This is a genomic window from Variovorax sp. V116 (assembly GCF_041154435.1).
Taxonomy (GTDB): Bacteria; Pseudomonadota; Gammaproteobacteria; order Burkholderiales; family Burkholderiaceae_C; genus Variovorax; species Variovorax paradoxus.
This window is the reverse complement of record NZ_AP028662.1, coordinates 464,441-486,387: the sequence shown is the minus strand read 5'-3', so window position 1 is coordinate 486,387 and position 21,947 is coordinate 464,441. Positions and strand designations below refer to the sequence as shown.

21 protein-coding genes and 1 pseudogene are annotated in these 21,947 nt (G+C 66.7%); 8 read left to right on the top strand and 14 right to left on the bottom strand.

Features of this window, described 5'->3' with window-relative positions; translation table 11 throughout:
* Window positions 1–8: 8 nt before the first annotated feature.
* Window positions 9–1,886, bottom strand: coding sequence for a CocE/NonD family hydrolase (locus ACAM58_RS28280; protein ID WP_369664996.1), 1,878 nt, complete (start codon window positions 1,884–1,886; stop codon window positions 9–11).
* A gap of 281 nt (window positions 1,887–2,167) precedes the next feature.
* Here ACAM58_RS28280 and ACAM58_RS28275 point away from each other — a divergent pair, with 281 nt between their 5' ends.
* The 4 genes and pseudogenes from ACAM58_RS28275 to ACAM58_RS28260 all read left to right on the top strand — a co-directional run bounded on the left by ACAM58_RS28275 (window position 2,168) and on the right by ACAM58_RS28260 (window position 5,945).
* Window positions 2,168–3,238 carry an alpha/beta fold hydrolase gene (locus ACAM58_RS28275; RefSeq protein WP_081247559.1) on the top strand — a complete coding sequence of 357 codons (1,071 nt, stop codon included), beginning with the start codon at window positions 2,168–2,170 and terminating at the stop codon, window positions 3,236–3,238.
* A gap of 63 nt (window positions 3,239–3,301) precedes the next feature.
* Window positions 3,302–4,327, top strand: a complete 1,026-nt coding sequence (locus ACAM58_RS28270; protein ID WP_062364789.1) for an alpha/beta fold hydrolase — start codon at window positions 3,302–3,304, stop codon at window positions 4,325–4,327.
* Window positions 4,328–4,333: 6 nt separating this feature from the next.
* A pseudogene (locus ACAM58_RS28265) lies at window positions 4,334–4,558 on the top strand (nucleotidyl transferase AbiEii/AbiGii toxin family protein); the annotation flags it as partial.
* Between the two features lie 139 nt (window positions 4,559–4,697).
* Window positions 4,698–5,945: an SMP-30/gluconolactonase/LRE family protein gene (locus ACAM58_RS28260; RefSeq protein WP_369664995.1), complete on the top strand. Its 1,248-nt coding sequence runs from the start codon at window positions 4,698–4,700 to the stop codon at window positions 5,943–5,945.
* A gap of 43 nt (window positions 5,946–5,988) precedes the next feature.
* Here the strand turns inward: ACAM58_RS28260 and ACAM58_RS28255 are convergent, their stop codons facing one another.
* The 6 genes from ACAM58_RS28255 to ACAM58_RS28230 form a co-directional block, all read right to left on the bottom strand.
* Complete coding sequence (locus ACAM58_RS28255) at window positions 5,989–6,420, bottom strand: SgcJ/EcaC family oxidoreductase (protein ID WP_369664994.1); 432 nt, start codon at window positions 6,418–6,420, stop codon at window positions 5,989–5,991.
* A gap of 177 nt (window positions 6,421–6,597) precedes the next feature.
* Complete coding sequence (locus ACAM58_RS28250; protein ID WP_062364790.1) at window positions 6,598–7,287, bottom strand: response regulator transcription factor; 690 nt, start codon at window positions 7,285–7,287, stop codon at window positions 6,598–6,600.
* Window positions 7,284–8,912 carry a cell wall metabolism sensor histidine kinase WalK gene (locus ACAM58_RS28245; RefSeq protein ID WP_015865506.1) on the bottom strand — a complete coding sequence of 543 codons (1,629 nt, stop codon included), beginning with the start codon at window positions 8,910–8,912 and terminating at the stop codon, window positions 7,284–7,286. Before ACAM58_RS28245 ends, ACAM58_RS28250 begins: the two co-directional genes overlap by 4 nt.
* A 300-nt stretch (window positions 8,913–9,212) precedes the next feature.
* Window positions 9,213–9,491: a type II toxin-antitoxin system Phd/YefM family antitoxin gene (locus ACAM58_RS28240; RefSeq protein WP_015865508.1), complete on the bottom strand. Its 279-nt coding sequence runs from the start codon at window positions 9,489–9,491 to the stop codon at window positions 9,213–9,215.
* A gap of 156 nt (window positions 9,492–9,647) precedes the next feature.
* Window positions 9,648–10,628 (bottom strand): tripartite tricarboxylate transporter substrate binding protein, encoded by a 981-nt coding sequence (locus ACAM58_RS28235; RefSeq protein WP_369664993.1) that lies wholly within the window; start codon window positions 10,626–10,628, stop codon window positions 9,648–9,650.
* Window positions 10,629–10,690: 62 nt separating this feature from the next.
* Window positions 10,691–11,785, bottom strand: coding sequence for a low specificity L-threonine aldolase (locus ACAM58_RS28230; protein WP_028253951.1), 1,095 nt, complete (start codon window positions 11,783–11,785; stop codon window positions 10,691–10,693).
* Window positions 11,786–11,870: 85 nt separating this feature from the next.
* On the opposite strand from ACAM58_RS28230, the gene ACAM58_RS28225 reads away from it, so the two are divergent.
* Window positions 11,871–12,788, top strand: a complete 918-nt coding sequence (locus ACAM58_RS28225) for a LysR substrate-binding domain-containing protein (RefSeq protein ID WP_369665101.1) — start codon at window positions 11,871–11,873, stop codon at window positions 12,786–12,788.
* A gap of 33 nt (window positions 12,789–12,821) precedes the next feature.
* On the opposite strand, the gene ACAM58_RS28220 is transcribed toward ACAM58_RS28225, so the two are convergent.
* The 6 genes from ACAM58_RS28220 to ACAM58_RS28195 form a co-directional block, all read right to left on the bottom strand.
* Window positions 12,822–13,931 carry a mandelate racemase/muconate lactonizing enzyme family protein gene (locus ACAM58_RS28220; protein WP_369664992.1) on the bottom strand — a complete coding sequence of 370 codons (1,110 nt, stop codon included), beginning with the start codon at window positions 13,929–13,931 and terminating at the stop codon, window positions 12,822–12,824.
* Window positions 13,932–14,035: 104 nt separating this feature from the next.
* Window positions 14,036–14,512 carry a nucleoside deaminase gene (locus tag ACAM58_RS28215; RefSeq protein WP_015865513.1) on the bottom strand — a complete coding sequence of 159 codons (477 nt, stop codon included), beginning with the start codon at window positions 14,510–14,512 and terminating at the stop codon, window positions 14,036–14,038.
* 21 nt (window positions 14,513–14,533) lie between these two features.
* Complete coding sequence (gene uraH / locus ACAM58_RS28210) at window positions 14,534–14,869, bottom strand: hydroxyisourate hydrolase (protein WP_062364792.1); 336 nt, start codon at window positions 14,867–14,869, stop codon at window positions 14,534–14,536.
* A gap of 30 nt (window positions 14,870–14,899) precedes the next feature.
* Window positions 14,900–15,418 carry a hydroxyisourate hydrolase gene (locus ACAM58_RS28205; protein WP_062364793.1) on the bottom strand — a complete coding sequence of 173 codons (519 nt, stop codon included), beginning with the start codon at window positions 15,416–15,418 and terminating at the stop codon, window positions 14,900–14,902.
* A gap of 42 nt (window positions 15,419–15,460) precedes the next feature.
* Window positions 15,461–15,988, bottom strand: a complete 528-nt coding sequence (uraD, locus tag ACAM58_RS28200) for a 2-oxo-4-hydroxy-4-carboxy-5-ureidoimidazoline decarboxylase (protein ID WP_062364794.1) — start codon at window positions 15,986–15,988, stop codon at window positions 15,461–15,463.
* A gap of 10 nt (window positions 15,989–15,998) precedes the next feature.
* Window positions 15,999–17,351 carry an MFS transporter gene (locus tag ACAM58_RS28195; RefSeq protein WP_015865517.1) on the bottom strand — a complete coding sequence of 451 codons (1,353 nt, stop codon included), beginning with the start codon at window positions 17,349–17,351 and terminating at the stop codon, window positions 15,999–16,001.
* A gap of 187 nt (window positions 17,352–17,538) precedes the next feature.
* Here ACAM58_RS28195 and ACAM58_RS28190 point away from each other — a divergent pair, with 187 nt between their 5' ends.
* Both ACAM58_RS28190 and ACAM58_RS28185 read left to right on the top strand, forming a co-directional pair.
* The gene (locus ACAM58_RS28190) at window positions 17,539–18,516 is read left to right on the top strand and encodes a LysR substrate-binding domain-containing protein (protein WP_015865518.1); all 978 of its coding nucleotides are present in this window, start codon (window positions 17,539–17,541) and stop codon (window positions 18,514–18,516) included.
* A 182-nt stretch (window positions 18,517–18,698) separates the two neighbouring features.
* On the top strand, window positions 18,699–19,556 hold the full coding sequence (locus tag ACAM58_RS28185; protein WP_081247560.1) for an AraC family transcriptional regulator: 858 nt from the start codon (window positions 18,699–18,701) through the stop codon (window positions 19,554–19,556).
* An 18-nt stretch (window positions 19,557–19,574) separates the two neighbouring features.
* Here the strand turns inward: ACAM58_RS28185 and ACAM58_RS28180 are convergent, their stop codons facing one another.
* On the bottom strand, window positions 19,575–21,020 hold the full coding sequence (locus ACAM58_RS28180) for a catalase (protein ID WP_369664991.1): 1,446 nt from the start codon (window positions 21,018–21,020) through the stop codon (window positions 19,575–19,577).
* 206 nt (window positions 21,021–21,226) lie between these two features.
* Between ACAM58_RS28180 and ACAM58_RS28175 the strand changes: the two genes are divergently transcribed.
* Complete coding sequence (locus ACAM58_RS28175; protein ID WP_369664990.1) at window positions 21,227–21,931, top strand: YoaK family protein; 705 nt, start codon at window positions 21,227–21,229, stop codon at window positions 21,929–21,931.
* Window positions 21,932–21,947 lie beyond the last annotated feature (16 nt).

Genomic DNA, 21,947 nt, shown 5'->3' with positions numbered 1-21,947 from the left:
GTCCGTGCTCAGCGAATGGCCAGCGGGTCCGGCCGGCACGGCTGCAGGATCGTCTCGCCGCACGCCGGATAGCCTGCAGGTCCCTTCACGTCCTTCAGCACGCCGAGCCGCACCACGGAGTCGTACCTGGCGTTGTGCAGCACATGGACGCGCTGCTTCTGCGTGAAGGTGTCGAACACCAGGCCACCGGTCTGTGCGGGCGTGTCGATCCAGATCCGCAGCCGCGAGCCGGCGCGAAAGTAGTGGCCCATCTTGTGGATCTCGACGCGGGCGAGGACCGGCCGGCCCGGCAGCAGCGGCATCGGCTGCTCCGGCCGTTCGAGCCGAACGGGCAACAGCGGGGTCGAGCGCGCCGTGTCCAGGGCGCGGTTCGACAAGCGCAGCCAGCCGCGCTGGACATAGATCTCCTGCCCGTCCGGCCGGAGTTCCGTGACGGTGACCTGCAGGTCGGCGTCGCCGGCGCCGGCCGTGACCCAGAGGTCGGCGCTGCCCGGTCCGTAGACCATCATGTCCTCATCCAATGGCGGCGATGTGTAGGCCACGCCCGTGGTCTTCCAGTCGCCAGGCAGCGGGCCCCAGAAGCTGCTTCCCGCAATGTCGTTGACGGCCACACCGGCGCCCGGGTAGTCGAAGCTATCGGCAGCGCCGGAGCCAGGGGCATCGGCGAGGGTCTGGCCCGCACCCAGGTGGAACGCCTTGACGGCCAGGTCATCGCTGCGGATCGAGCCTCTTTGCACCACCCAGCGGGCCCTGGCGGAAACGCGCCGCTCCAGTGCGTTGCCGCCTGCTTCGGAGCTTTCCATCCATACGGTGGTGCGTGGTGTGTCACGCTCGAATCCGTTGTTCTCTCCCTTGACGAAGCGGTCGAGAAAACGCACGGCCATCGCCTGGAAATCCGCGGCCAGGTACATGTCGTGCCGGCCGTTGGTCTGCACCGACCACAGCCTGGCGGGATCGAGCCGGGACTGGTAGTAGCCGCTGCGCGGCGTGATGGCCTGGTCCTGGAACGCTTCGAGCGACAGCACGGGAACCTGCACGCGGTCGGCATGCGGCGCCAGGTCGAAGCTCTTCATGCCCTCGTCCCGCAAGGGATGCGACAGGAACAGGTGCATCACGGAGTTCGTGTCTTCGGCCGCGAGGTTCTTCGGGATCTGCGCCAGGCAGGCGGCATCGCCCTCTTCCCTTGCCGTCTGCGCGACCACCTTCTCCCAGTAGGCGCGCATGGAGCCGCGCAGCGGCGTGATGAAGCCGGGCGCCGGCACGCCGCCGGGCATCAAGGCGTCGCGGAAGTCCGTCAACACCATGCCGGGCACGATGGCCCGAAGGTGCGGCGGCCGGTGCTGCGCCGTCGCCAGTTGGGAAGAACCACCGTACGACCAGTTGACCATGCCGACCTTGGCGTTGGACCACGCTTGCGACGCCGCGAACTCGACGGCCTCGGCGCCGTGTCTTCCGAGCTGTGGCCGCGTGTACTCCAGCGGGCCTGCGGAGCATCCGCTGCCCGCGGCGTTGACGCCCATCACCGCATAGCCGGCGTCGACAAGCCGCCTGTCGAGTTCGATGGACATCGATGTCTTGTACTGGAGATAGGGCGTTCCTCCGATCGAGCCGGCGTCGTACCCGTTGATGCTCAAGATGACGGGGAACCTGCCCGATGCCTTCGGCAGGAGCACGCTGTAGCGCAGCCTGATTCCGTCGGATGTCTTGAAGTAACCGGTGAGGCGCTTCGCCCAGAATGGTGCGGCCGGTCCCCGCTCGGGGAAATCGAAAGGCGGCGACAACGGCAGGCCCGTGTCGGGATCCAGCGGGGCATCCTGCCCATGTGCCGCGAGCGACGTGACGAACGCCGTGGCGAGTGTGATGGCGGCGGCGATGAGCTTCTTCATGGTTCTTGTACTCGAGGGCTTGCTGGATCGGCGGCGGGAGGCGATGTTAGGGCATCGCTGCGCTGTCGGCAGTCCTGCGCACGACAAACCTTGGCGCTGGAAAGTACATACCGGCCAAGGCTGTCTTGCGGTCGCGACCAGCGGCTCGGATCACGCCATCGAACCGATTGATGTCCGTCGCTCAACACGGTGCAGCCCCGCACGTGGCTAGTAGCCCTCCCTGCTCAAACCTACGATCGAAGCGGCTATCAAGATCCTCACACACGCACGGAAAGATTCAGATGACGGATTCAGTAACCCCGACCCGCATGGACGACCGCATGGACTTCGTGCGGCGCGGACTGCTGCGCGGCGCGGTGGCGGGTGCGGGCATCGCTGGACTGGGCCTGGCGCTGGGCGGCAGCGTGGCATTCGCGAAGGGCATCGGATTCCCCGCCCTCGCACTGGGCCGCTTGAAGAACGTCGATGCCGGCGTCCTGAACATCGCCTACTGCGAAGCAGGCCCGGCAGACGGCCCCGCGGTGGTGCTGCTTCACGGTTTCCCGTATGACATCGAGGCGTACGCGGAGGTCGCCCCCCTCCTCGCGTCCGCGGGTTGCCGCGTGATCGTTCCCTATCTGCGCGGCTTCGGCCCCACGCGCTTCCTGAATGCAGGCACGCTGCGTTCGGGCGAATTCGCGGCATTCGGCGCGGACCTGCTGGCGCTGCTCGATGCATTGGCGTTGCCGCGTGCGGTGCTGGCGGGATACGACTGGGGCGGCAAGGCGGCCAGCGCCGTGGCCGCCCTCTGGCCCGAGCGCTGCGCGGGCTTGGTGTCGGGCAACGGCTATGCCTTCACGGAACCGTCCGCGGCATTGGTTCCGGCGCTGCCCGAAAGCGAGATTCCGCTCTGGTGGCAGTTCTACTTCCAGACCGAGAGAGGGCGCGCCGGCTACACAAAGTACCGCCGCGAGATGAACCGGTTCTTCTGGAAGCAGTGGTCCCCGACCTGGCGCTTCGACGACGCGACCTTTGCGCGCACCGCCGGATCGTTCGACAACCCCGACCACGTCGATGTCTCCATCCATTCGTTCCGCCACCGATTCGGCGCAGTCAAGGGAGACCCCGCCTATGCCGAGATCGATCGCAGGCTTGCATCGCTGCCCGCGATACCGGTGCGGACGGTGACACTGGACGGCTCCGACGACAGCGCCCATGGCCCGACCGACGGTTCGGCCCAGGCGGCGAAGTTCACCGGGCCACGCACACACCGCGTGATACCGGGGGCGGGACACAACCTGCCGCAAGAGGCGCCAGGGGCGTTTGCGGACGCGGTGCTCGAACTGGTGCGCGCGGACCGCCGCACGCGTTGAGCTTGCGCAACACCGCACTCCCGATCCAGGGGAGAACCCTTCTTCACCCACCAGGATTTCCCGATGTCCGATCCAAACAAATTGCCCCGCCGCTCATTTCTGGAGAAAGCGGCCATCGGTGTCGTTACCTCCCAGTTCGCGGCAGGCGTTCCAGCTTTCGCACAGACGCGCGCCGCGTCGAGGCCGCTCAAGCGCCTCGAGCCACTCAAGAGCATCGAGGCCGGCGTGCTGAACATCGGCTATGCGGAACTGGGGCCTGCGAACGGCGCACCGATCCTGCTTTTGCATGGCTGGCCCTACGACATCCATACCTATGCCGAGGTTGCGCCGATCCTGGCCTCGCAGGGGTACAGAGTCATCGTCCCGTATGTGCGCGGCTATGGCACGACGCAATTCATTTCCAGCGAGACGCCTCGCAACGGTCAACAGGCGGTGCTGGCCGTTGACATCATTGCGTTGATGGATGCGCTGAAGATCCAGCAGGCCACTGTCGGCGGCTGCGATTGGGGCGCTCGGACGGCCTGCATCCTCGCAGCCTTGTGGCCGGAGCGCGTCAAGGCCCTTGTCTCCGTCAGCGGTTATCTGATCGGCAACAGGGAGTCGGGCAAGGCTCCTTTGCCACCGAAAGCCGAACTGCAGTGGTGGTACCAGTACTACTTCGCCACCGAGCGCGGCCGTGCCGGCTACGAGAAGAACCGGCACGACTTCTCGAAACTGATCTGGCAGATCGCTTCTCCCAGATGGGCCTTCGACGATGCCACCTTCGACCGCAGCGCTGCTGCCCTGGAGAACCCGGACCATGTCGCCGTCGTGATCCACAACTACCGCTGGCGGCTCGGCCTGGCCGAAGGCGAATCGAAGTACGACGACCTGGAGAACCGGCTCGCCAAGGCCCCGGTCATCACCGTCCCCACGATCACTTTCGAAGGCGATGCCAACGGTGCACCGCATCCTGAGGCGAGCGCCTACGCCGGGAAGTTCTCGGGCAGGTACGAACATCGCGTGGTCAGCGGCGGGATCGGGCACAACCTGCCCCAGGAGGCGCCCCAGGCTTTCGCCGCCGCCGTGGCGGAACTCGCTCGCCTCTGAGCTATTTTGCGCACCGCGATCACTTCGGCACGCTGCACAAGCGAGTACGAGGAGAACGCCGAGTTCATCAAGCTTCAGTTCCCGGACGGAGAGATTGATGTTGTCGTCGGCGCTCCGCTGACCGTGCCGAACTTTGAGATTGCTGAGTACGATGGGCGTCCGATTCGTGTGGAGACGTCCGCCGAGATCATCGCCAAGAAAATGTGGCATCGTGGCGATCAGGCCAAGGCTCGTGACCTTTTCGACCTCTGCGCGGTGGCCATGCTTGAGCCGGCGGCGATCGAGTTCGAGCAGATCGATGCCCGCTCCTTTCGTAGCATGCGACCGGCTTTGCGAACTCGCGTTCTCCAACGCTTCTTCCATCGGTTTCATGGAGTGGGTTGTGGCACAGGAAAAAATCGATTTCGTAGTGAACAGTTCGGTACTACGCCGCCGGCTTCTTCGCGGCGTGGGCGCCGCGGTAGGCGCCTCCATCGTCCTGCCGCGATGGGCGCATGCACAGGCCGCCGCGGGCGGCCCGGCGGCGCCGCAGAGCACCATCACCCAGCCGCCGCGCGACTTCAGTGCGCGCGGGGCTCCCACCACCTACTTCACCGATCCCGATGTGCTCACCGTCGATCCGGTGTTCGATGGCCTGCGCCAGCCCAACGCCCCGATCCAGCGGCTATGGACCGGCGCGTTGTGGTCCGAAGGACCGGCATGGAATTCGGTCGGCCGCTTTCTGGTCTGGAGCGACATCCCGAACAATCGCCAACTGCGATGGAGCGAGGACGACGGCCATGTCAGCGTGTTCCGCTCGCCGTCCAACAACAGCAACGGCAACTCCTTCGACTACCAGGGAAGGCAGCTGTCCTGCGAGCATCTGACGCGGCGCGTGGTGCGCTACGAGCTCGACGGCTCGGTGACCGTCCTCGCGTCGAGCTTCAACGGCAAGCGGCTCAACTCGCCCAACGACGTCGTCCCGCATCCCGACGGCAGCTACTGGTTCACCGACCCGCCCTACGGCGCCCAGCTCTACGAGGGCACGGTCGATGCCGCGGGCGGACCCGCGAACAAGGCCGGCCGGCTGAACCCCAGGCTCGGGCAGCCGCCGGAGATCGGCTTCTACAAGCGCGAACTGCCGACTGCGGTCTACCGCCTCGACAAGAGCGGAACGCTCACGCAGGTCGCCGGCGAAGACCTGGTGCCGGACCCGAACGGCCTGTGCTTCTCGCCCGACTTCAAGAAGCTCTATGTCGTCAGCACCGGGCAGGGGCCGGGCGACACCGTCGCCGGCGGCAAGGGCGACATGTACGTGTTCGACGTCGGTACCGACAACAAGCTCCACAACGGCAAGCTCTTTGGCAACTTCACGATCGATGGCGTGAAGTGCGGCCCCGACGGCGTGCGTGCCGACGTCGACGGCAACCTCTGGTGCTCCAGCAACGCCGGCCGCAGCGTGGGCTACAACGGCGTCACGGTATGGACGCCGCAAGGCCGGCTGATCGGTCGCATCCGGCTGCCGGAGGTCTGCGGCAACATCTGCTTCGGTGGTCCCAAGCGCAACCGCCTGTTCATGGCGGCCAGCCAGTCGTTGTATGCCGTCTATACGGCGACCCAGGGCGCGGCGCCGGCTTAGCACGGCAGCGACGACGCGCGCCCCACCGTGGGCGCCCCCCTTTTTACTTCGCCGCAATGCTCTCGGGCATTGCCGACGAGTGATGGTGCGCAATCAGCCACTGGCCGTTGAGCCATTCGTACACATAGGTGTAGCGGGCGTGCACCGCCTTGCCGTCCTTGAACTTGAAGGTGTAGGTGCCGATGTCCTGCGCGACATTGCAGCCGACCCGGATCGTGCGCGAATCGATCTTGCCTTGCGGCGCCCCCTTGAGGAACTTGACGAAGTAGTCGCGGATTTCGACCGGACTGGTGCGCGGCTGGTTCGACACCGTGGCCAGCAGCACGCCGTCAGGAGCGTAGTTGGCCACCACCTTGTCGGGATCCTGCGTGGCGAGGGAGGCATTCCAGCGATCGAACAGTGCCTCGATCTGGGGTTCGCTGGCGGGAACACAACTTGCGCTCGCGGCCGTCTGTGCCAACACGGAGGTCGACATGCAAAGCGCCAACACAGCGGCAGCGGGAAGAAGCTTGGAAAAACGCGGGATCATCGAAGAGTCCATTCATGCAAGTGGTTAAACACAGGACTCATTGTTCGAGGGGCGAATGAACATCCATCGCGGCGGCGATGAACGTGTGTCGAACACAAGATGAACGCCGAATGAACGGCCTGGCTAGCCCGCCGTCTCGCTGATGCGGTATCCGAGGCCGCGCACGGTCTGCAGCAGCTGCACCGCGTGGTCGCCGTCGATCTTCATGCGAAGTCGCCGCACGTAGACATCCACGATATTGGTGAGCGGATCCTCGTGCGTGCCCCAGACATTGGCCAGGATGCGTTCGCGGCTGTACACCCGCCCGGGTGCGCTCATGAGCAGCTCGAGAAATGCCAGTTCCTTGGCCGTCAGCGTGATCGGCTGCCCCGCGCGCTCCACGCGCATGCGTTCGCGGTCCAGCACCAGGTTGGCCACCCGCAAGGTCGTGACCCGCGGCCTGAGGTCCCGGCCGCGGCGCAGCAGCGCCTCGATGCGCGCGAGCAGTTCCTCGAAGTCGAAGGGCTTGGTCAGGTAGTCGTCGGCGCCGAGGCGCAGGCCGTTCACCTTGTCTTCGGTCGTGCTCATGGCGGTCAGCATCAGCACCGGCGTCTGGCCGCCCTCGGCGCGGAAGGTCTGGCACAGCTCCAGGCCGTTGATGCCCGGCAGCATCAGATCGAGGATCAAAAGCGCGAGGTCTCCGCGGCGCGCCAGCTCCAGCCCCTGCGGACCGGTGCGGGCATGCGTCACCGCAAAGCCTTCCGCCTTCAGCCCGCGGACCAGGAAATCGGCGACACGGGGATCGTCTTCGACAATCAGGATGCTTCTGTTCATGGCTGCAGGGCACTGGCCTCGAATTCGTGGATCGGCAGGCGTGCAAGAACGATGCGAACTTCAGTCCCTTCCTCGGGCCAGCTCTGGATCTCGATGTGCCCGCGATGAGCCTTGACGATGGCCTGCGCGATGGAAAGGCCGATGCCGCTGCCATCCGCCCGGTGCGCGCGTGCCCGCTGGCCGCGGACGAAGCGCTCGAACACCCGGGGCAACTCGTCTTCGCCGATGCCGATGCCGTGGTCGCGGACCACGATGGCGACTTCGTCTGCGGCAACGTGGCAGCCCAGACGCACCTTGCCGTCCGGACGGGAATAGCGGATGGCGTTGTCCAAGACGATCATCACCGCCTGGCGCAGCCGGTCGCCGTCTGCGCGAACCATGACCGTTTCCACCACGGGCTCGCAGGTCAGCGCGGCCCCATGCAGCGCCGCCAGGGCCTCGCCCTGTTCCACGACCTCGCTCAGCAGCATCGAGAGATCCAAGGGGGACGGCTGGATCACCAGCTGGTCGGCTTCGGCCCGCGCGATCAGGAGCAGATCGCCAATCACCTTGGTCAACTGCTGAACGGTGCCGACGATGCGTTTCAGGGCATGGCGGTACTCCTCGGCCGGCTTGTCGCCGCCGCGAAGCGTGATCTCCGCCTCTCCGCGAATCGCCGTCGCCGGTGTCCGCAGCTCATGGCTGAGGTCGACGAAGAGCTGCCGCCGCCGATGGTCCAGGAGCTGGAGCGTGTCGTGCGCCGACTGCAATTCCCGCGTCCGGTCCTGGACCGCGTCTTCCAGGCGCCGGCGGGCTTCGTCGGCCTGCTGGCGATGCTGCTGAAGTTCCGCGGCCATCTGGTTGAAATGGCGCGCCACCACTTCGAATTCGTCGCCCGATGCAAGGTCGATGCGGTGCTCGAGCGAACCGGACTGCAGGGCCCGCGTGCCTTGCAGCAGCAGCTCCAGGGGGCGCTTGAGGCGACCGCGCAGATGCAGCGCCCACAGCACCGCTGCGACAAGGGCGATGATCGCCATCGCAATCGCCTGCTGCCGCAGCCGGTCCAGGCCCCGCTCGGTTGCGGCACGGGCAATGGGAACCGCCTTGCGCTGTCCTTCGATGGCACCGTTGAGCAGCTCGCGAAGGTCGCGGCCCTGGGTCATGTCGAAGACCTGCGCCACCTGCCGCCAGACATTCGGGAATTCCGCGCCGGGCGACAGCGGCTGCAAGTCCTGAAGCTGCGCCTGCACCTCGAGGATGTTGCCGTCCAGCAGCTTGCTGATCTCGACCAGCTGGAGAACCTCTTGCGGCACGGCGATGTCCTCCCGCGAGGACAGCTTCCGCCACGAGTCCAGGTGCAGGCGGGACATGGCGTCCAGCCGCGCAGCGCCGGTCCGCATCCGCTCGAGCAGCTGGTCCCGCACCGCCGAGGTCGCCTCCGCATTCATGAGCCGCTGCGAGGCCCACACGCGCAGCCTTTGCTTGTTGGCTGAAATCTCGAGGAGCTCGGAAAGAATGTCGCTCGTCAGCCGGCTGTGTGCGGCGTATTCGTTGACGCGATTGGAGCCCCAGTAGACAAAGGCGGCCTGGCAGCACACCAGTGCAACAAGAACCGCAAAGGCGAACGACAACCGTAGACGAAACATGGCGGCGAAGTCTACAGGCCTCGATTTGCCCTGCGCTCCAGCAAGTCGCGCTTGGCCTTGTCGTGATGCGTATGCAGAGGGCCGGTGACCAGCTGGTTCTTTATCGGCGACCAGTTCGGAGTCGAGAGGCCAGTGATCGCCATGGCTTGTTGATGATCGCTGCGCGGGAGGCAGCTCGAATCCATTCCCTTCAAATCCTCAGAAGGCGCTTCATCAAGAGCGTTGGATAGTCTTGCCGATGTCCCGCAACGGCATAGACGAAAGTGTCCTCCTGGGTATCGCGAAGAATGAAGATAGCCACTACTTGCGGCGTTGGCGAGCTGCGGCCAGTTGCGCACGGGATTCGGCAGCGGAAATACCTTTGCCCTTCATGCGCTCTTTCTCACCCAAGGCAATGATCTTCAAGGCGGCGATCAGCGATTCTTTTTCCTGAAACTGCTTGACGCTTTCAATCACCATGCAGGCCTCGCCATTCTGGGTGATGAAGAAGGGCGTGCCGTTCATCTCCAGATCCTCGGAGATTTGAGCGGCATGGCTTTTCAGGTATGAGATTGACTTGATGTTGGAGATGGTCGGCATGGCGATCTTCGAGTGCCTGAAGAGTAGATCTAGTACCGAATTTAGTTAAGGTCAAGTGCTAACACAGGCCCCGAACCTGCAGGCTGGCATGTCAGCAAGCTGACAGCACCATGCACTTGCCGCCGCCTTGGGCAGCAAAGCAACACCCGAAGAGCCTCAACTGTTGACCGTGACCCCCGTCTCTTTCACGACCGATTTCCAGCGCGCGATTTCTTCGCTCAGGTACTTGGAGAACGCCTGCGGCCCGCGGGGCATGGAATCCACGAACGAGCTTTCCAGCCGGGCCCTGACTTCCGGCAGTTCCAGCACCTTGTCGACGGCCGCGTTCAGCTGCTGCAGCAGATCCGCGGGCACCCCGGCAGGTGCCATCACGCCATACCAGGCGCCTCCCACCATGCCCGGCACGCTTTCGGAGAAGGTCTGCACGTCCGGCAATTTCGGATGCCGCGTCGCGCTGGCAATGGCAAGAACCTTGAGCCTCTTCGCTTCGATGTGCGGCATGCAAGCCGGCACGGAATTGATCACCATGGCAACCTGCCCGCCGACGGCATCGGTCAAGGCGGCGCTGCCGCCCTTGTAGGGCACGTGCACCAGCTCCATGCCCGTCTTGCGCTTGAGCGTCTCGCACAGCAGGTGGGGCACGGACCCCTGCCCTGGTGTTCCGACGCCGTATTCGCGCACTCGGGCACGCGGCAGCGCGATCAGTTCGCGCAGGGAGTTGGCCGGAAGCGACGGATGCGCCACCAGCAGTTGCGGCGAAGAGCCCACGAGCGTGAGCGGCGAGAAATCCTTGATCGGATCAAAGGGCAATTTGGGCTGTACCGCGGCATTGGTGGCGTGCGCGGCGTCCGCAAGGAACAAGGTGTAGCCGTCCGCGGCGCTCTTGGCCGCGGCATCGGTGCCGATCAGCCCCGAGGCCCCGGCCTTGTTGTCCACGACGACATTCCACCCCGCCGTTTCGGTCAGTTTCTGGGCAATCAGGCGCGCGACAAAATCGGAACCGCCTCCGGGCCCGTACGGCACGATCAGGCGGATGGGCCGGCTGGGAAAGCCGCTGGCAAATGCGCGGCCGCTCCCCAGGCCGGCGGCCATCAGGAAGGCAGAGGCGACAAAGTCCCGGCGGCAGATGGAAGGCATGGTCAAGGCTCCTGGTAGTACGCGATGTGTTCGAAGGGAGGCGCGTCCTTGCGAGAACGCATTCAGGCAAGCAGCGATTGCGCGGCACGCCGGAATCCGGTGGCGGCGGCATCCACGCAGGCCGCGTCGATATGGCGGTGCGTCACGAGCCGGATCCGGCGCGGACCCCACGGGCGGACCAGGACATCGCATTCCTTGAGTGCCTCCGCCCAGGCGAGACTGTCGGCTGCGGCCTCGGGCACGTCGACGAAGACGATGTTGGTGGGCGGCGTGCTGATACCGACGGAGCCGGGCAACACGGCGCGCAATGCCTCGCTCAGGCACGACGCCAAAGCATGGTCTTGCGCGAGCCGGCCGGGCATGGTTTCCAGGGCGTCCAGTCCCGCGGCGGCAACCACGCCGATCTGGCGCTGCGTGCCCCCGAGCATCTTGCGCAGCCGTCTGGCGCTGGCCATGGTGGCGGACGGGCCGGCGAGCACCGCGCCTGCAGGCGCGCTCAGGCCCTTGGAAAGGCAGAGGGTCACCGTGTCGGCGCAGCACGCGATCGCGGCTGGATCGACGTTCAGCGCCACGGCGGCATTGAAGAGCCGGGCGCCATCGAGGTGGACGCGCACTCCGGCCTCGCTGGATGCCTTCCAGACCGCCTGCATGTGGTCCAGCGGCAGCACCGCTCCTCCCGCGTTGCCGTGCGTCGTTTCCATGCAGACCAGATCCGTGCGCAATTCGCCGGACGACTTCAGCACCAGCGCCAGGCTCTCCAGGTCCATTGCGCCAGCCACGCCCGGAATGCCGGTATAGGTCACGCCGCTGAACACCGCGCCGCCGCGCTCGGAAACGAACATGTGTGCGAACTCCTCGAGCACGACCTGCGACCGGCGCTCCGCCTGCGACAGCACGGCCAGGAGGTTGCCCATCGTGGCGGTCGGTACATACAGGGCAGATTCCTTGCCCAGCATGCTGGCCGCCAGTGCCTCGAGCGCGCGCACGGTCGGGTCGCCGTCCAGGCCGTCGTCTCCCAGCGCGGCTGTTTGCATGCGGGCGTACATCGACGGGGTCGGCAGCGTCACGGTGTCGCTGCGCAGGTCCACCACGGCGCCAGCCGCGCATGGACTGCGCGGCAGTCCGGCGTCGGCAAAGTGCAGGGTTCTGTCAGGCATGGACGCAAGTATTCTTTTGGGCGACCAATACTGCAAATGCGTACTCAACAGTGCACCATACAATATTGATATGAGCAGCCGACGCATGACCTTGAAGCACATCGAGGCCTTCCGGGTGGTCGTGCAGACGGGGTCGATGACCGAAGCCTCGCGGCGGCTTCACACCTCGCAGCCCCAGGTGAGCCGCCTTGTTTCGCAGCTGGAAGCGATCATCGGGTTTGCGCTTTTCGAACGCAGCGGCACGCGCCTGGCGCCTTCGCTCGAAGGCAAACGCTTCTTCCAGGAAGTCGAGAAGGCCTTCGCCGGACTGCAGGGCCTGGAGTCCGCGGCATCGAACATCCGGACGTTCGGCGGCGACCGCCTGGCGGTGGCCGCCATGGCGCGAATTGCCGGAGGCGTCCTCAGCCAGGCGGTCGTCCGGTTCAAGCGCGAGCACCCCGAGACGCTCGTCACGATCCACTCCGGCGCGGCCGCGACCGTCGACACCTGGGTGAGCTCGGGCCTGTGCGACCTGGGCCTCGCCATCCTGTATGGCGATGATCCGCCCGGCATGCGCGTCGAAACGCTGCTGGGCATGGATTGCGTCGCGCTGCTTCCCAGGGAACATCGCCTGGCGCGGGCCAGGCAGGTTCGTGCCTCGGACCTGGACGGCGAAGCCTTCATCTCGTTCCCGCTGGGCAGCGGCCCGAGGGAACGCATCGACCAGGTATTGGCCGCCGCAGGCGTCAAGACCCGGACGGTGCTGGAGTCCGACCTGGGCGCCTCCGTCTGCTCGCTGGTCGCTGCGGGCCTGGGCGTGAGCGTGATCAATCCGCTGGCGGCGCTCGATGAGCAGCGCAATCTCGATTTCGAGGTGCGGCCCTTCAAGCCTGCCATCACCGTGCGCCTTGCGCTCCTGCTTGCGCCCGATGCGCCTCATTCCCGGCTTGTGTCAGCCTTCAAGGAAGTCGTGCGCGGGGTCATCGAATCCGAACTGGATCACATTCGTCCGTACCGCAGCTGAGGGTGGCGCTGGTACGCGGCCTCGCCGCAGTTTTCACGAAGAGCCCCGGGACGGATCAACCAGGTACGGCGCAAGTTTCGCCCAGTCGAAGTCCACCCCGACGCCCGGCTCGTCCGGTGCCACGGCGCGATGGTTTTCAAGGACCAGCGGCCGCATCGTGTACTCGTCGATCGGAAAACTGTGGATCTCCAGCCAGCCTGCGTTCGGCTGCGCCGCCAGCAAGCTCACATGCAACTCCTGCATGCCATGCGAGCACACCGGGATCCCGTGGCGGCGCGAGCGCTCGGCCACCTTCAGCCAGCCCGTGATGCCGCCGCAGTTCGAGGCGTCCGGCTGGATGAAGGAGAGCCGCGCCTGCTCGAACGCATGATCGAATTCATGGATCGTGTGCAGGTTCTCGCCCATTGCCAACGGAACGCCGGTCGCGGCCGCGATGCGCGCATAGCCCCGGTAGTCGTCCGGAATGGTCGGCTCCTCGAACCACAGGACATCGAAGGGCTTGATGCGCTCGGCCGCAGCGATGGCCTGGTCCACGCTCATCGCGTAGTTGGCATCCACCATCAAGGCCATGCCGTCGCCGATCAGCTGCCGCACCGCGCGGATGCGCTCGATGTCTTCATCGAGGTTCGGGCGGCCGATCTTGATCTTGACGCCGCCGGCACCCTTGGCGAGATAGCCGCGCACGTTGTCCAGCAGCTTCTCGAGCGGGAACGCCAGGTCGATGCCCCCGCAGTAGGCGTTGCAGGTGTCCGCAGCGCCGCCCGCCAGTTGCCAGAGCGGCTGGCCTGCCGCCTTGCCGCGCAGGTCCCAGAGCGCGATGTCGATCGCGGAGATCGCGAACGACGCGATGCCGCCGCGGCCGACATAGTGCACATGCCACTGGCTGAAATCGTGGATGCCTTCGACATCCGCCGCGTCCATGCCGATCATCGCGGGCGCCAGGTCGTGGTCGATCATGGCCTTGATCGCATGTCCTCCCTTGCCGCCGGTGTAGGTGTAGCCCGTGCCCCGGCTGCCATCCGAAAGCACCACCGTTGCAGTCACCAGTTCGAAATGGGTGTGCGCGCCGTGCTTGGCGTCCGTCAGGACTTCAGCGAGGGGAACCTTGAAGAGCTGGCTCGTGACTTTCGCGATGGAACGCATGGACCTCTCCTTGAAGCGGCCGTTTGAACGACGACGCGATGGTAGCTCCCACGGCCTCGAGTCTCGAGCCCGGGAACGCCTCGGCCTTGGCGGCCGCGAGCATGTCAGCGCGTCGCGCGTGACCAGGCGTCGTACAGGTCCTCGCCTTCGTCGCGCACGGGCAGCGATCGCACGGGCATCTCGCGCAGCTCGATCGGCCGCGCGATCTCCAGGTAGCCGCGTTCGGCCGAGAGGTCGTGCGGTTCGCCGTCCTCGTTGGAGTAGGCGTAGCAGACCTCCTTCACGCCGGCCAGGAACATGGCCGTCAGGCACATGGGACACGGGTAGCCGCTGGCGTACACGACGCTGCCCGACAGGTCCGTGCCGCCCTGCGCCTTGGCCGCCATGCGCACGGCCTGCATCTCGGCGTGGGCCGTGGGGTCGCACAGGGCGTCGACCTCGTTGACGGCCCGGGCCAGCACCTTGCCTTCGCGCACCAGCACGGCACCGAAGGGCCAGGTCCTGCGCTCGCGCACGTTCCGCATGGCCAGGCGGATGGCGTCAAGCATGTATTTTTCTGCGTTGGGATCGGGCTGAGACATCGGTCGGAACTCCTGCGGCGATCAGCTGCCGCGATACATTGAAAAGAACCAGGGTGCGCACAGCATCGGCACGTGGTAGTGCTGCGCGGCGTCGAAGATGGAAAAGCGCACGGGCACCACGTCCGAGAGCCCGTCGGCGGCCTTGAAGCGATCGCCGACGTGGAAGCGCAGTTCGAAGTGGCCGGTGCGCGCATCCTTGGCGGCGAGCACGGGCGCATCGGTGCGGCCGTCGGCGTTGGTGCGGGTGCTGTTCAGCCGCGTGGGCGGATGGGTCGCCATGTCGTAGAGCTCCACCTGCAGGCCCGCCAGGGGCCGGCCGTTGGTGATGTCGAGCACATGCGTCGAGATGCCGGTCATGTCGTGTCCTCTGTCGTGAATGCGATGCGCTCAGCTTCCGCGCGAATAGGTGTAGCTCCAGGGGCCGAACTGGATCGGCAGGTGGATGCGCTCGGCAACGTTGGCGACGCGGATGCGCACCGGCAGCTTCGTCAGGAAAGGCGGCATGGGCAGCACGGCCTTCCTGCCGGCAAAGTAGTCGTCCACGTGCAGCAGCAGCTCGTAGTCGCCCGCCTGGTAGCTCTCGCCGATCAGCAGCGGATCGTCGGAGCGGCCGTTGGCGTTCATGACGGTACTGCGCAGCAGCTTGTAGCTGCCACCTTCCAGGCGGGAGAAGTCGATGCGCAGGCCGGTGGCGGCCGCGCCGTGGAAGGTGTCCAGCGCGTGCACCGTCAGGCGCGGGCTCACGCCGTGCAGCACGATGGGACCGCTGGCCCGGGCAGGGCCGGCCGGCGCGGCATTCGGCTGTTGCGCCAGCGCCCCGCGCGACGCGATCGTCGCCGCGCCCAGGGCCAGGCCCGAGAGCGCGAACTGCCTGCGCGCGGGATGGGATACGACTTGATTCGCCATGGTTGTCTCCTGTCGTTGTGAAGGGGGGCTGGCGACAAGGCCTCAGCCGTCCACCAGGGCGTCGATGCGCCCGCGGGTGATGAAGCCGATCTGCTCGAGCGCGGCACGGTGCTCGGCCTCTGTGCTCGCCGCCGCACGCATGCGCAGCGCCTCGAATATCTGCTCCTTGGTATTGCGGCGCACGGCGATGATGAAAGGAAAGCCATGGCGCTCGCGGTAGCTGCGGTTCAGGCGCTGCATCTCGCCCAGCTCTTCGCGGCTGAGCGCGTCGAGGCCTGCGCTGCGCTGCTCGCCGACGGACTCGGCCGTCATGGTGCCGGCCCGGGCCTCGCGGCCGGCCAGTTCCGGGTGGCCGCGCAGGAAGGCGAGGCGGTGCTCCTGGGGCGCTTGGCGAACCACGTCGAGCATGGCGCCATGCAGCGCATCGATGCTGGCGAAGGGCCTGCGCGTCCAGGCGGCCTGCGCGATCCAGGGGGCGTTCTCGAAGGCCGGGCCGACGGCGGCGACGAAAGCGTCGCGGTCCATGTCGTTGAGCGCGGCCAGGTTCAGGCGGGTGGCGGTGAGGGTCATCGGTTGGTTCTCAACGTGCGGGGGCGGCTGCTGCGGCGGCCGGCTGCTTGCGGTAGGCGGGCACGCAGGCCAGGATCAGCAAGGTGGCGCAGATCTCGATTGCCGCCACCACGTAGAGGCCTGACGAGAGGCTGCCCGTGGAGGTCTTGATCAGGCCCAGCATCCAGGGTGCGCCGAAGCCGGCCAGGTTGGCGATGGAGTTGATCAGCGCCACGCCGCCGGCCGCCGCGGTGCCGGCCAGGAAGCGGTTGGGCATCTGCCAGAACACCGGGATGGCGCTCATGGTGCCGACAATGGCCAAGGTGAGGCCCACCAGCACCGCCAGCGCGCTGTGCCCCAGGAAGAGCGCGACACCCAGCAGCGACACCGCGCCCAGTGCAGCGGCCAGGCCGCAGTGCCAGCGCGATTCCTGCTGCTTGTCGGAGTGGAAGCCGTTCCAGATCATGCCGGCGGCGCCGCACAGGTAGGCCACGGCCATGATCCAGCCCACCGCCACCGGGCTGGTGAAACCCACTTCCTTGACCAGCGTGGGGCCGTAGAAGGTCAGCGAGGAATTGGCGGCGATGATGCAGAAGAAGATCAGGATCAGGAGCCAGATGCGCCCGCTCCTGAGCGAGGCCAGCATGCCGTGTTCGCGCTGGCCCAGCGAGCGGCCGTCGCGCTCCAGGTCTTCATGCACCAGCTGGCGCTCGCGTGCCGTGAGCCAATGGGCCTGCTCGGGCCGGTCGGTCAGGTAGAAATAGGTGACGAAGCCCGCGACGACCGAGGGAATGCCCTCCAGCAGCAGCACCCACTGCCAGCCCGACCAGCCGTTCAGGCCATGCATGCCGGTCATGATGGTGCCGGCCATCGGGCCGCCGATCACGCCAGCGAAGGCCGAGGCCGACATGAACATGCCGAAGGCCTTGGCGCGCCGGTCATTGGGGAACCAGTAGGTCAGGTAGAGGATGATGCCGGGGTAGAAGCCGGCCTCGAACACCCCCAGCACGAAGCGCAGGAAATAGAACATCTCCGGCGTCTTCACGAACATCGTGGCGATCGAGGTCAGGCCCCAGCCGATCGTGATGCGCATGATGGTCTTCTTGGCCCCGATGCGCTGCAGGAGCAGGTTGCTGGGCACCTCGAAGAAGAAGTAGCCCAGGAAGAAGATGCCCGCGCCCAGGCCGTACATCGCCTCGTTCCATTGGAGCTCGTCGAGCATGGTCAGCTTGATGAACCCGATGTTGACCCGGTCGATCCAGGCCAGCACCCACAGCAGCATCAGGAAGGGGATGAGCCGCCAGATGATCTTGCGGTAGACCCCGTCCAGTTCGGACGGGGCGGCGGAAAGCCGAACGGGTGCTGCCGCTGCGGTGGATGTCATGCGTATCTCCTCGGTCCTGGATGTGGGGCGTTGCGGACCGCTCCGCCAAAAGGGAACGCCGCCTGCGGGGCCACTGTAGGCACAATGGCCCCGGCGCGCGCACGGTGCGCGGAATGTGCGGCATAAACCAGCGCGATAGGTCGTGCCCCAGCAAGGCGCGCCATCCGGTCGAACCCCTAGAAGACAAATGACGAGAAGCCAGGACCTTGTCGACATCCACCTGCTGCGCGTGCTGGCGGCACTGGTGGCTGAGCGCAGCGTCTCGCGCGCCGCGGTACGCATGAACCAGACGCAGCCGGCCATCAGCGCAGCGCTGCGGCGCCTGCGCGACGCCTTCGGCGATCCGATCCTGGTGCGCGAGCGCGGCGGCATGGTGCCCACCGCGCGGGCGCTGCAGTTGCGCGAGAGCGCACGCGAGGTGCTGGGCGAGATCGATCGCATGCTGGCCGGGCCGGAGCGCTTCGAGCCCGGTGCCAGCACCATGACCTTCACCATCGCCACGCCGGACTACCTGGCCGCCAGCTTCATGGCCGAGGTGGTGGCGCGCTTTCGCGCCGAGGCGCCGCAGGCGCGCCTGCTGATCCATCCGCTGACGCCCGGCTACGACTACGAGCGCGCACTGGCGCAGGGCGAGCTCGACATCGTGATCGGCAACTGGCCGCTGCCGCCCGAGCGCATGCACCTGTCGCTGCTGATCGAGGACGAGCTGGTCTGCATGATGAGTCCGGGCAACCCGCTGGCCGCACCAGGCGCGATGACGCTGCAGCGCTACCTGGCAGCCGCCCACGTGGTGCCCACGCCGTTTGCCAAGTCGCATCGCGCGGTGGTCGACAGCCACCTGGCCGGGCTGCGGCAAACCCGCGATGCGCGCGTCTTCGTGCCCTACTACGCCATGGCGCCCTACCTGGTGGCCGAGAGCGACCTCGTGTTCACCACCGCGCGCCACTTTGCCGAGCAGTTCACGCGCAGCCTGCCGGTGGTGAGCGTGGCGGCCCCCGAAGGATTTCCGCGCATGCGCTTCTACCAGCTGTGGCACGAGCGCTCACAGCACCAGGGCGCGCATCGCTGGCTGCGCAGCCTGCTCTCGACGGTGGGCGGCCACCTGGCGCAGGCGGCGCCGGGATCGGCGAGCGGTCCATCTGCGGGCGGGACAATCGAGGAGTAGCATCGGCCGCTTTGCGGCGTCCTCGCAGCGGTTTCCCCATTCAAGAACGCGACCCTGAAGGCCCACCCGGCCTGCCGCACGGCATGAATAATTTCGCACAAAGCAGGCATATGTCCCCGTCGGTACAGGAAGCTTCTCCGTCACAGCGCCTCGGTCCTGTCCCCAAAGACACGCTGGGGTGCATGTCCGGCCACCTTCAACGGGATCAGGGCCTCTGTGCGAACGGCGTCGCAATCCTTCGCAAGACGATGGATACGCATCAACTTCACCAGGTGGAGACGGAGCCCAGCGCTCGCGGCGTGCTGCTCGGCATCTCGATGCGCGATGGCCACAGCCGGCGCATCGTGGCCGGGCGGCATGCCTCGTGCCACGATTTCGACAGGGGATCGATCTACATTCGCGGTTTCGCCGAACGTTATCGTGCCGACATCCAGCGTCCTTTCGATTTCGTGCTGCTCGAGATATCGCAGGCCAGCCTCGAACGGGCCATCGAGGAAAAACCGGGCAAGCGCGTCGGCAGCCTCGCCCATGTCGCCGGCGTGCGGGACGAGGTGCTGCTCAATCTCGCAGAAGCCCTGGCGCCGGCACTCGAGGACCCCGCACGCGCAAGCATGCTGTTCGTCGAACAGCTGAGCGTTGCCATGACGAGCTATCTCGTCGAAACCTACGGCGGCGCAGCCACGACCGAGCCGAGAACGAATCGGATCCTCTCGCGCTCGCACGAGGCACGCGCCAAGGAGATGCTGCGCAACAGGATCGACGGCCGCATTTCCATCACCGAGATCGCCGACGCGTGCGGGCTTTCACGCAGCTATTTCATTCATGCCTTTCGCGAGACCACCGGCCACACACCCCATCAATGGCTGATCGCGCAGCGGCTGGAGCACGCGCGCGCACTTCTCATGGACGTCGATACCTCGCTCGCCGAGATTGCCGCGGCCTGCGGCTTTGCCGATCAAAGCCACTTCACCCGCGTTTTCTCCCGGCATTCCGGGGTCCCGCCAGGCATCTGGCGGCGCAGGATGCGGGTTGAAAACTAGGGATCGCCCTCAGCCGCGCTAGAGACCGAGCCGGCCGGCCACGCCCTCGCCCAGCGAGGCGTCGACGAGCCGGAAGTGCGCGACCTGGCGCCGCTGGATCAGCTCGGGCACACCCGCCATCGAGCTGGCGATGTTCTCGAACAGCCGCTGTCTCTGGCCCTCGTCCATGCTGCGGTACAGGGCCGCCGCCTGTGCGTGGTCTCCAAGCCCTTGGCGGTCATCGAAGCGCATGGCATCGCCTTCCAGGGGCAGTGGCGGCTCGGCCAGCGTGCGGTCAGGGCGCGGTCCTCCGAACGAGTTCGGCTCGTAGTAGGCATCGGTGCGGGCGGGAACGTCCAGGCGCATCGCGCCGTCGGCGTGATAGGTGTGCACCGGCGACCGGGGCCGGTTCACCGGCAGGGCCTCGTGGTGCGTCCCCACGCGGTAGCGCTGCGCGTCGGCATAGGCCAGCAGCCGCCCCTGCAGCAGCTTGTCGGGCGAGAAGCAGATGCCGGGCACGATGTTGGCGGGATTGAAGGTGGCTTGCTCGACCTGCGCAAAGTAGTTGTCGGGGTTCGCGTCGAGTTCGACCACGCCGACTTCGACGAGCGGAAAATCCCGCTGCGGCCAGACCTTGGTTGCATCGAACGGGTTGAACGGCAACTGCGCTGCCTCTGCCTCGCTCATCAGCTGGACCTGCAGCAGCCAGCGCGGGAGCTCGCCTCGTTCAATGGCGTCGAACAGATCGCGCTGCGCGCTTTCGCGGTCGTCGGCGATCAGCTCGCGGGCTTCCCCATTGGTCAGGCACCGGATGCCCTGCAGCGTGCGCAGATGGAACTTGATCCAGACCCGCTCGCCGGCCGCGTTGACCAGCCCGAAGGCATGCGCGCCATAGCCGTGCATGTGGCGAAAGCCCGCCGGCAGGCCGCGGTCGGAGAACAGCATCACGATCTGGTGCAGGCTCTCGGGCGACAGCGACCAGAAATCCCAGATCGCCGTGGGCGAGCGCACATGCCGCACCGGATGCCGCTTCAGCGCCCGCACCAGGTCGGGAAATTTCTGCGGATCGCGGATGCAGGCGACCGGCAGGTGGCTGCCGACCAGGTCCCAGTTGCCTTCCTCGGTGTACGCCTTGATGGCGAAGCCGCGCAGGTCGCGCTCGGCGTCCGCGCAGCCCTGCTCGCCCGTCAGCCCAGAGAAGCGGACCAGCACGGGCGTGCACTGCCCCGGCTGCAGCACCCGTGCGCGCGTGTGGCGCGAGACGTCGCCCGTGATGCGCAGCGTGCCGAAGGCGGCCGCGCCCTTGGCATGCAGCACCCGTTCCGGAATGCGTTCGCGCGCCAGGTAGGCCAGCTTCTCGCTCATCTGGTAGTCCTGCCGCAGGATCGGCCCGCGCGGGCCCGCGGTGATCGAGTGCTGGCTGTCCGCGACGGGCGCGCCGCCCGCGGTGGTCAGGGTCGGGGGTCGGCTGTGGGGGTGGGTCATTGGAATTCTTGCTGCGGGATGTCTCGACGGGATGTGTACCGCGCCGGCTCGCCCGTGTCTTGAACAAGAGTCGCCCGCCTTGAATGCACCGGGTGCGCACGAATGTGCAAAGCAGCCGCCAAGCCGACAAGACGGTGCGTGCGAAATGACGCACCATGGGCCGCGCATTCCCGCCTCTTTCCTCCTCCTCACGCGAAGGTCACTTCATGAAACCCTCCCTCCCCCTGCTCATGAGCCTCAACGGCGGCTTCGTGGACACTGCCGGCTTCCTGGCGCTGCAGGGCCTGTTCACGGCCCATGTCACGGGCAACTTCGTGACCATCGGCGCGGCGCTGGTGCATGGCACCTCGGGCGCGCTGACCAAGCTGGTGGCGCTGCCGGTGTTCTGCGCCGTGGTGGTGCTCGCGCGATGGCTCGGCCACGGGCTGCCCGCCCTGGGCTTGCCGGTGCTGCGCACGATGCTGGTGCTCAAGACGCTGCTGCTGGCGGCGGGCGCGGCCTTTGCCATCTGCTACGGCCCGTTCAAGGACAGCGACAGCGGCCTCGCGATGCTCACCGGCATGTCGCTGGTGTCGGCCATGGCGATCCAGAACGCCGTGCACCGGCTGCATCTGGGCAGCGCCCCGCCGACCACGCTCATGACCGGCACGACCACGCAGGTGATGATCGACATCGCCGACCTGCTGCGCGGCCTGGCGCCGGAAGAAGCCGCCGTGGCGCGCGCCCGGCTGCGGCGCATGGCCGCCAGCGTCGCGGTGTTCGCCACGGGCTGCGCCGCCGCCGCGCTCATCTACAGCCAGCTGAATGTCTGGTGCTTCGTGGTTCCGCCGGTGCTGGCGGCCTGCGCCGTGCTGCTCCAGCGCGCCACCCACGAGGGCGAGGCCGCCGAAGTGCCCGGCCCCCACCACTGAAGAAGCTCCGGCCCGG

Bases quoted from the DNA above. Each gene is read 5' to 3' on its own strand.
- ACAM58_RS28220 (WP_369664992.1), bottom strand. From the start codon at position 13,931: ATGCGTTCCATCGCGAAAGTCACGAGCCAGCTCTTCAAGGTTCCCCTC.
- ACAM58_RS28195 (WP_015865517.1), bottom strand. From the start codon at position 17,351: ATGACATCCACCGCAGCGGCAGCACCCGTTCGGCTTTCCGCCGCCCCG.
- ACAM58_RS28250 (WP_062364790.1), bottom strand. From the start codon at position 7,287: ATGAACAGAAGCATCCTGATTGTCGAAGACGATCCCCGTGTCGCCGAT.
- ACAM58_RS28235 (WP_369664993.1), bottom strand. From the start codon at position 10,628: ATGCCTTCCATCTGCCGCCGGGACTTTGTCGCCTCTGCCTTCCTGATG.
- uraD (WP_062364794.1), bottom strand. From the start codon at position 15,988: ATGACCCTCACCGCCACCCGCCTGAACCTGGCCGCGCTCAACGACATG.
- ACAM58_RS28185 (WP_081247560.1), top strand. From the start codon at position 18,699: ATGTCCGGCCACCTTCAACGGGATCAGGGCCTCTGTGCGAACGGCGTC.
- ACAM58_RS28245 (WP_015865506.1), bottom strand. From the start codon at position 8,912: ATGTTTCGTCTACGGTTGTCGTTCGCCTTTGCGGTTCTTGTTGCACTG.
- ACAM58_RS28190 (WP_015865518.1), top strand. From the start codon at position 17,539: ATGACGAGAAGCCAGGACCTTGTCGACATCCACCTGCTGCGCGTGCTG.
- ACAM58_RS28175 (WP_369664990.1), top strand. From the start codon at position 21,227: ATGAAACCCTCCCTCCCCCTGCTCATGAGCCTCAACGGCGGCTTCGTG.
- ACAM58_RS28225 (WP_369665101.1), top strand. From the start codon at position 11,871: ATGACCTTGAAGCACATCGAGGCCTTCCGGGTGGTCGTGCAGACGGGG.
- ACAM58_RS28240 (WP_015865508.1), bottom strand. From the start codon at position 9,491: ATGCCGACCATCTCCAACATCAAGTCAATCTCATACCTGAAAAGCCAT.
- ACAM58_RS28275 (WP_081247559.1), top strand. From the start codon at position 2,168: ATGACGGATTCAGTAACCCCGACCCGCATGGACGACCGCATGGACTTC.
- uraH (WP_062364792.1), bottom strand. From the start codon at position 14,869: ATGACCGGCATCTCGACGCATGTGCTCGACATCACCAACGGCCGGCCC.
- ACAM58_RS28280 (WP_369664996.1), bottom strand. From the start codon at position 1,886: ATGAAGAAGCTCATCGCCGCCGCCATCACACTCGCCACGGCGTTCGTC.
- ACAM58_RS28260 (WP_369664995.1), top strand. From the start codon at position 4,698: ATGGAGTGGGTTGTGGCACAGGAAAAAATCGATTTCGTAGTGAACAGT.
- ACAM58_RS28230 (WP_028253951.1), bottom strand. From the start codon at position 11,785: ATGCCTGACAGAACCCTGCACTTTGCCGACGCCGGACTGCCGCGCAGT.
- ACAM58_RS28255 (WP_369664994.1), bottom strand. From the start codon at position 6,420: ATGTCGACCTCCGTGTTGGCACAGACGGCCGCGAGCGCAAGTTGTGTT.
- ACAM58_RS28215 (WP_015865513.1), bottom strand. From the start codon at position 14,512: ATGTCTCAGCCCGATCCCAACGCAGAAAAATACATGCTTGACGCCATC.
- ACAM58_RS28205 (WP_062364793.1), bottom strand. From the start codon at position 15,418: ATGGCGAATCAAGTCGTATCCCATCCCGCGCGCAGGCAGTTCGCGCTC.
- ACAM58_RS28270 (WP_062364789.1), top strand. From the start codon at position 3,302: ATGTCCGATCCAAACAAATTGCCCCGCCGCTCATTTCTGGAGAAAGCG.
- ACAM58_RS28180 (WP_369664991.1), bottom strand. From the start codon at position 21,020: ATGACCCACCCCCACAGCCGACCCCCGACCCTGACCACCGCGGGCGGC.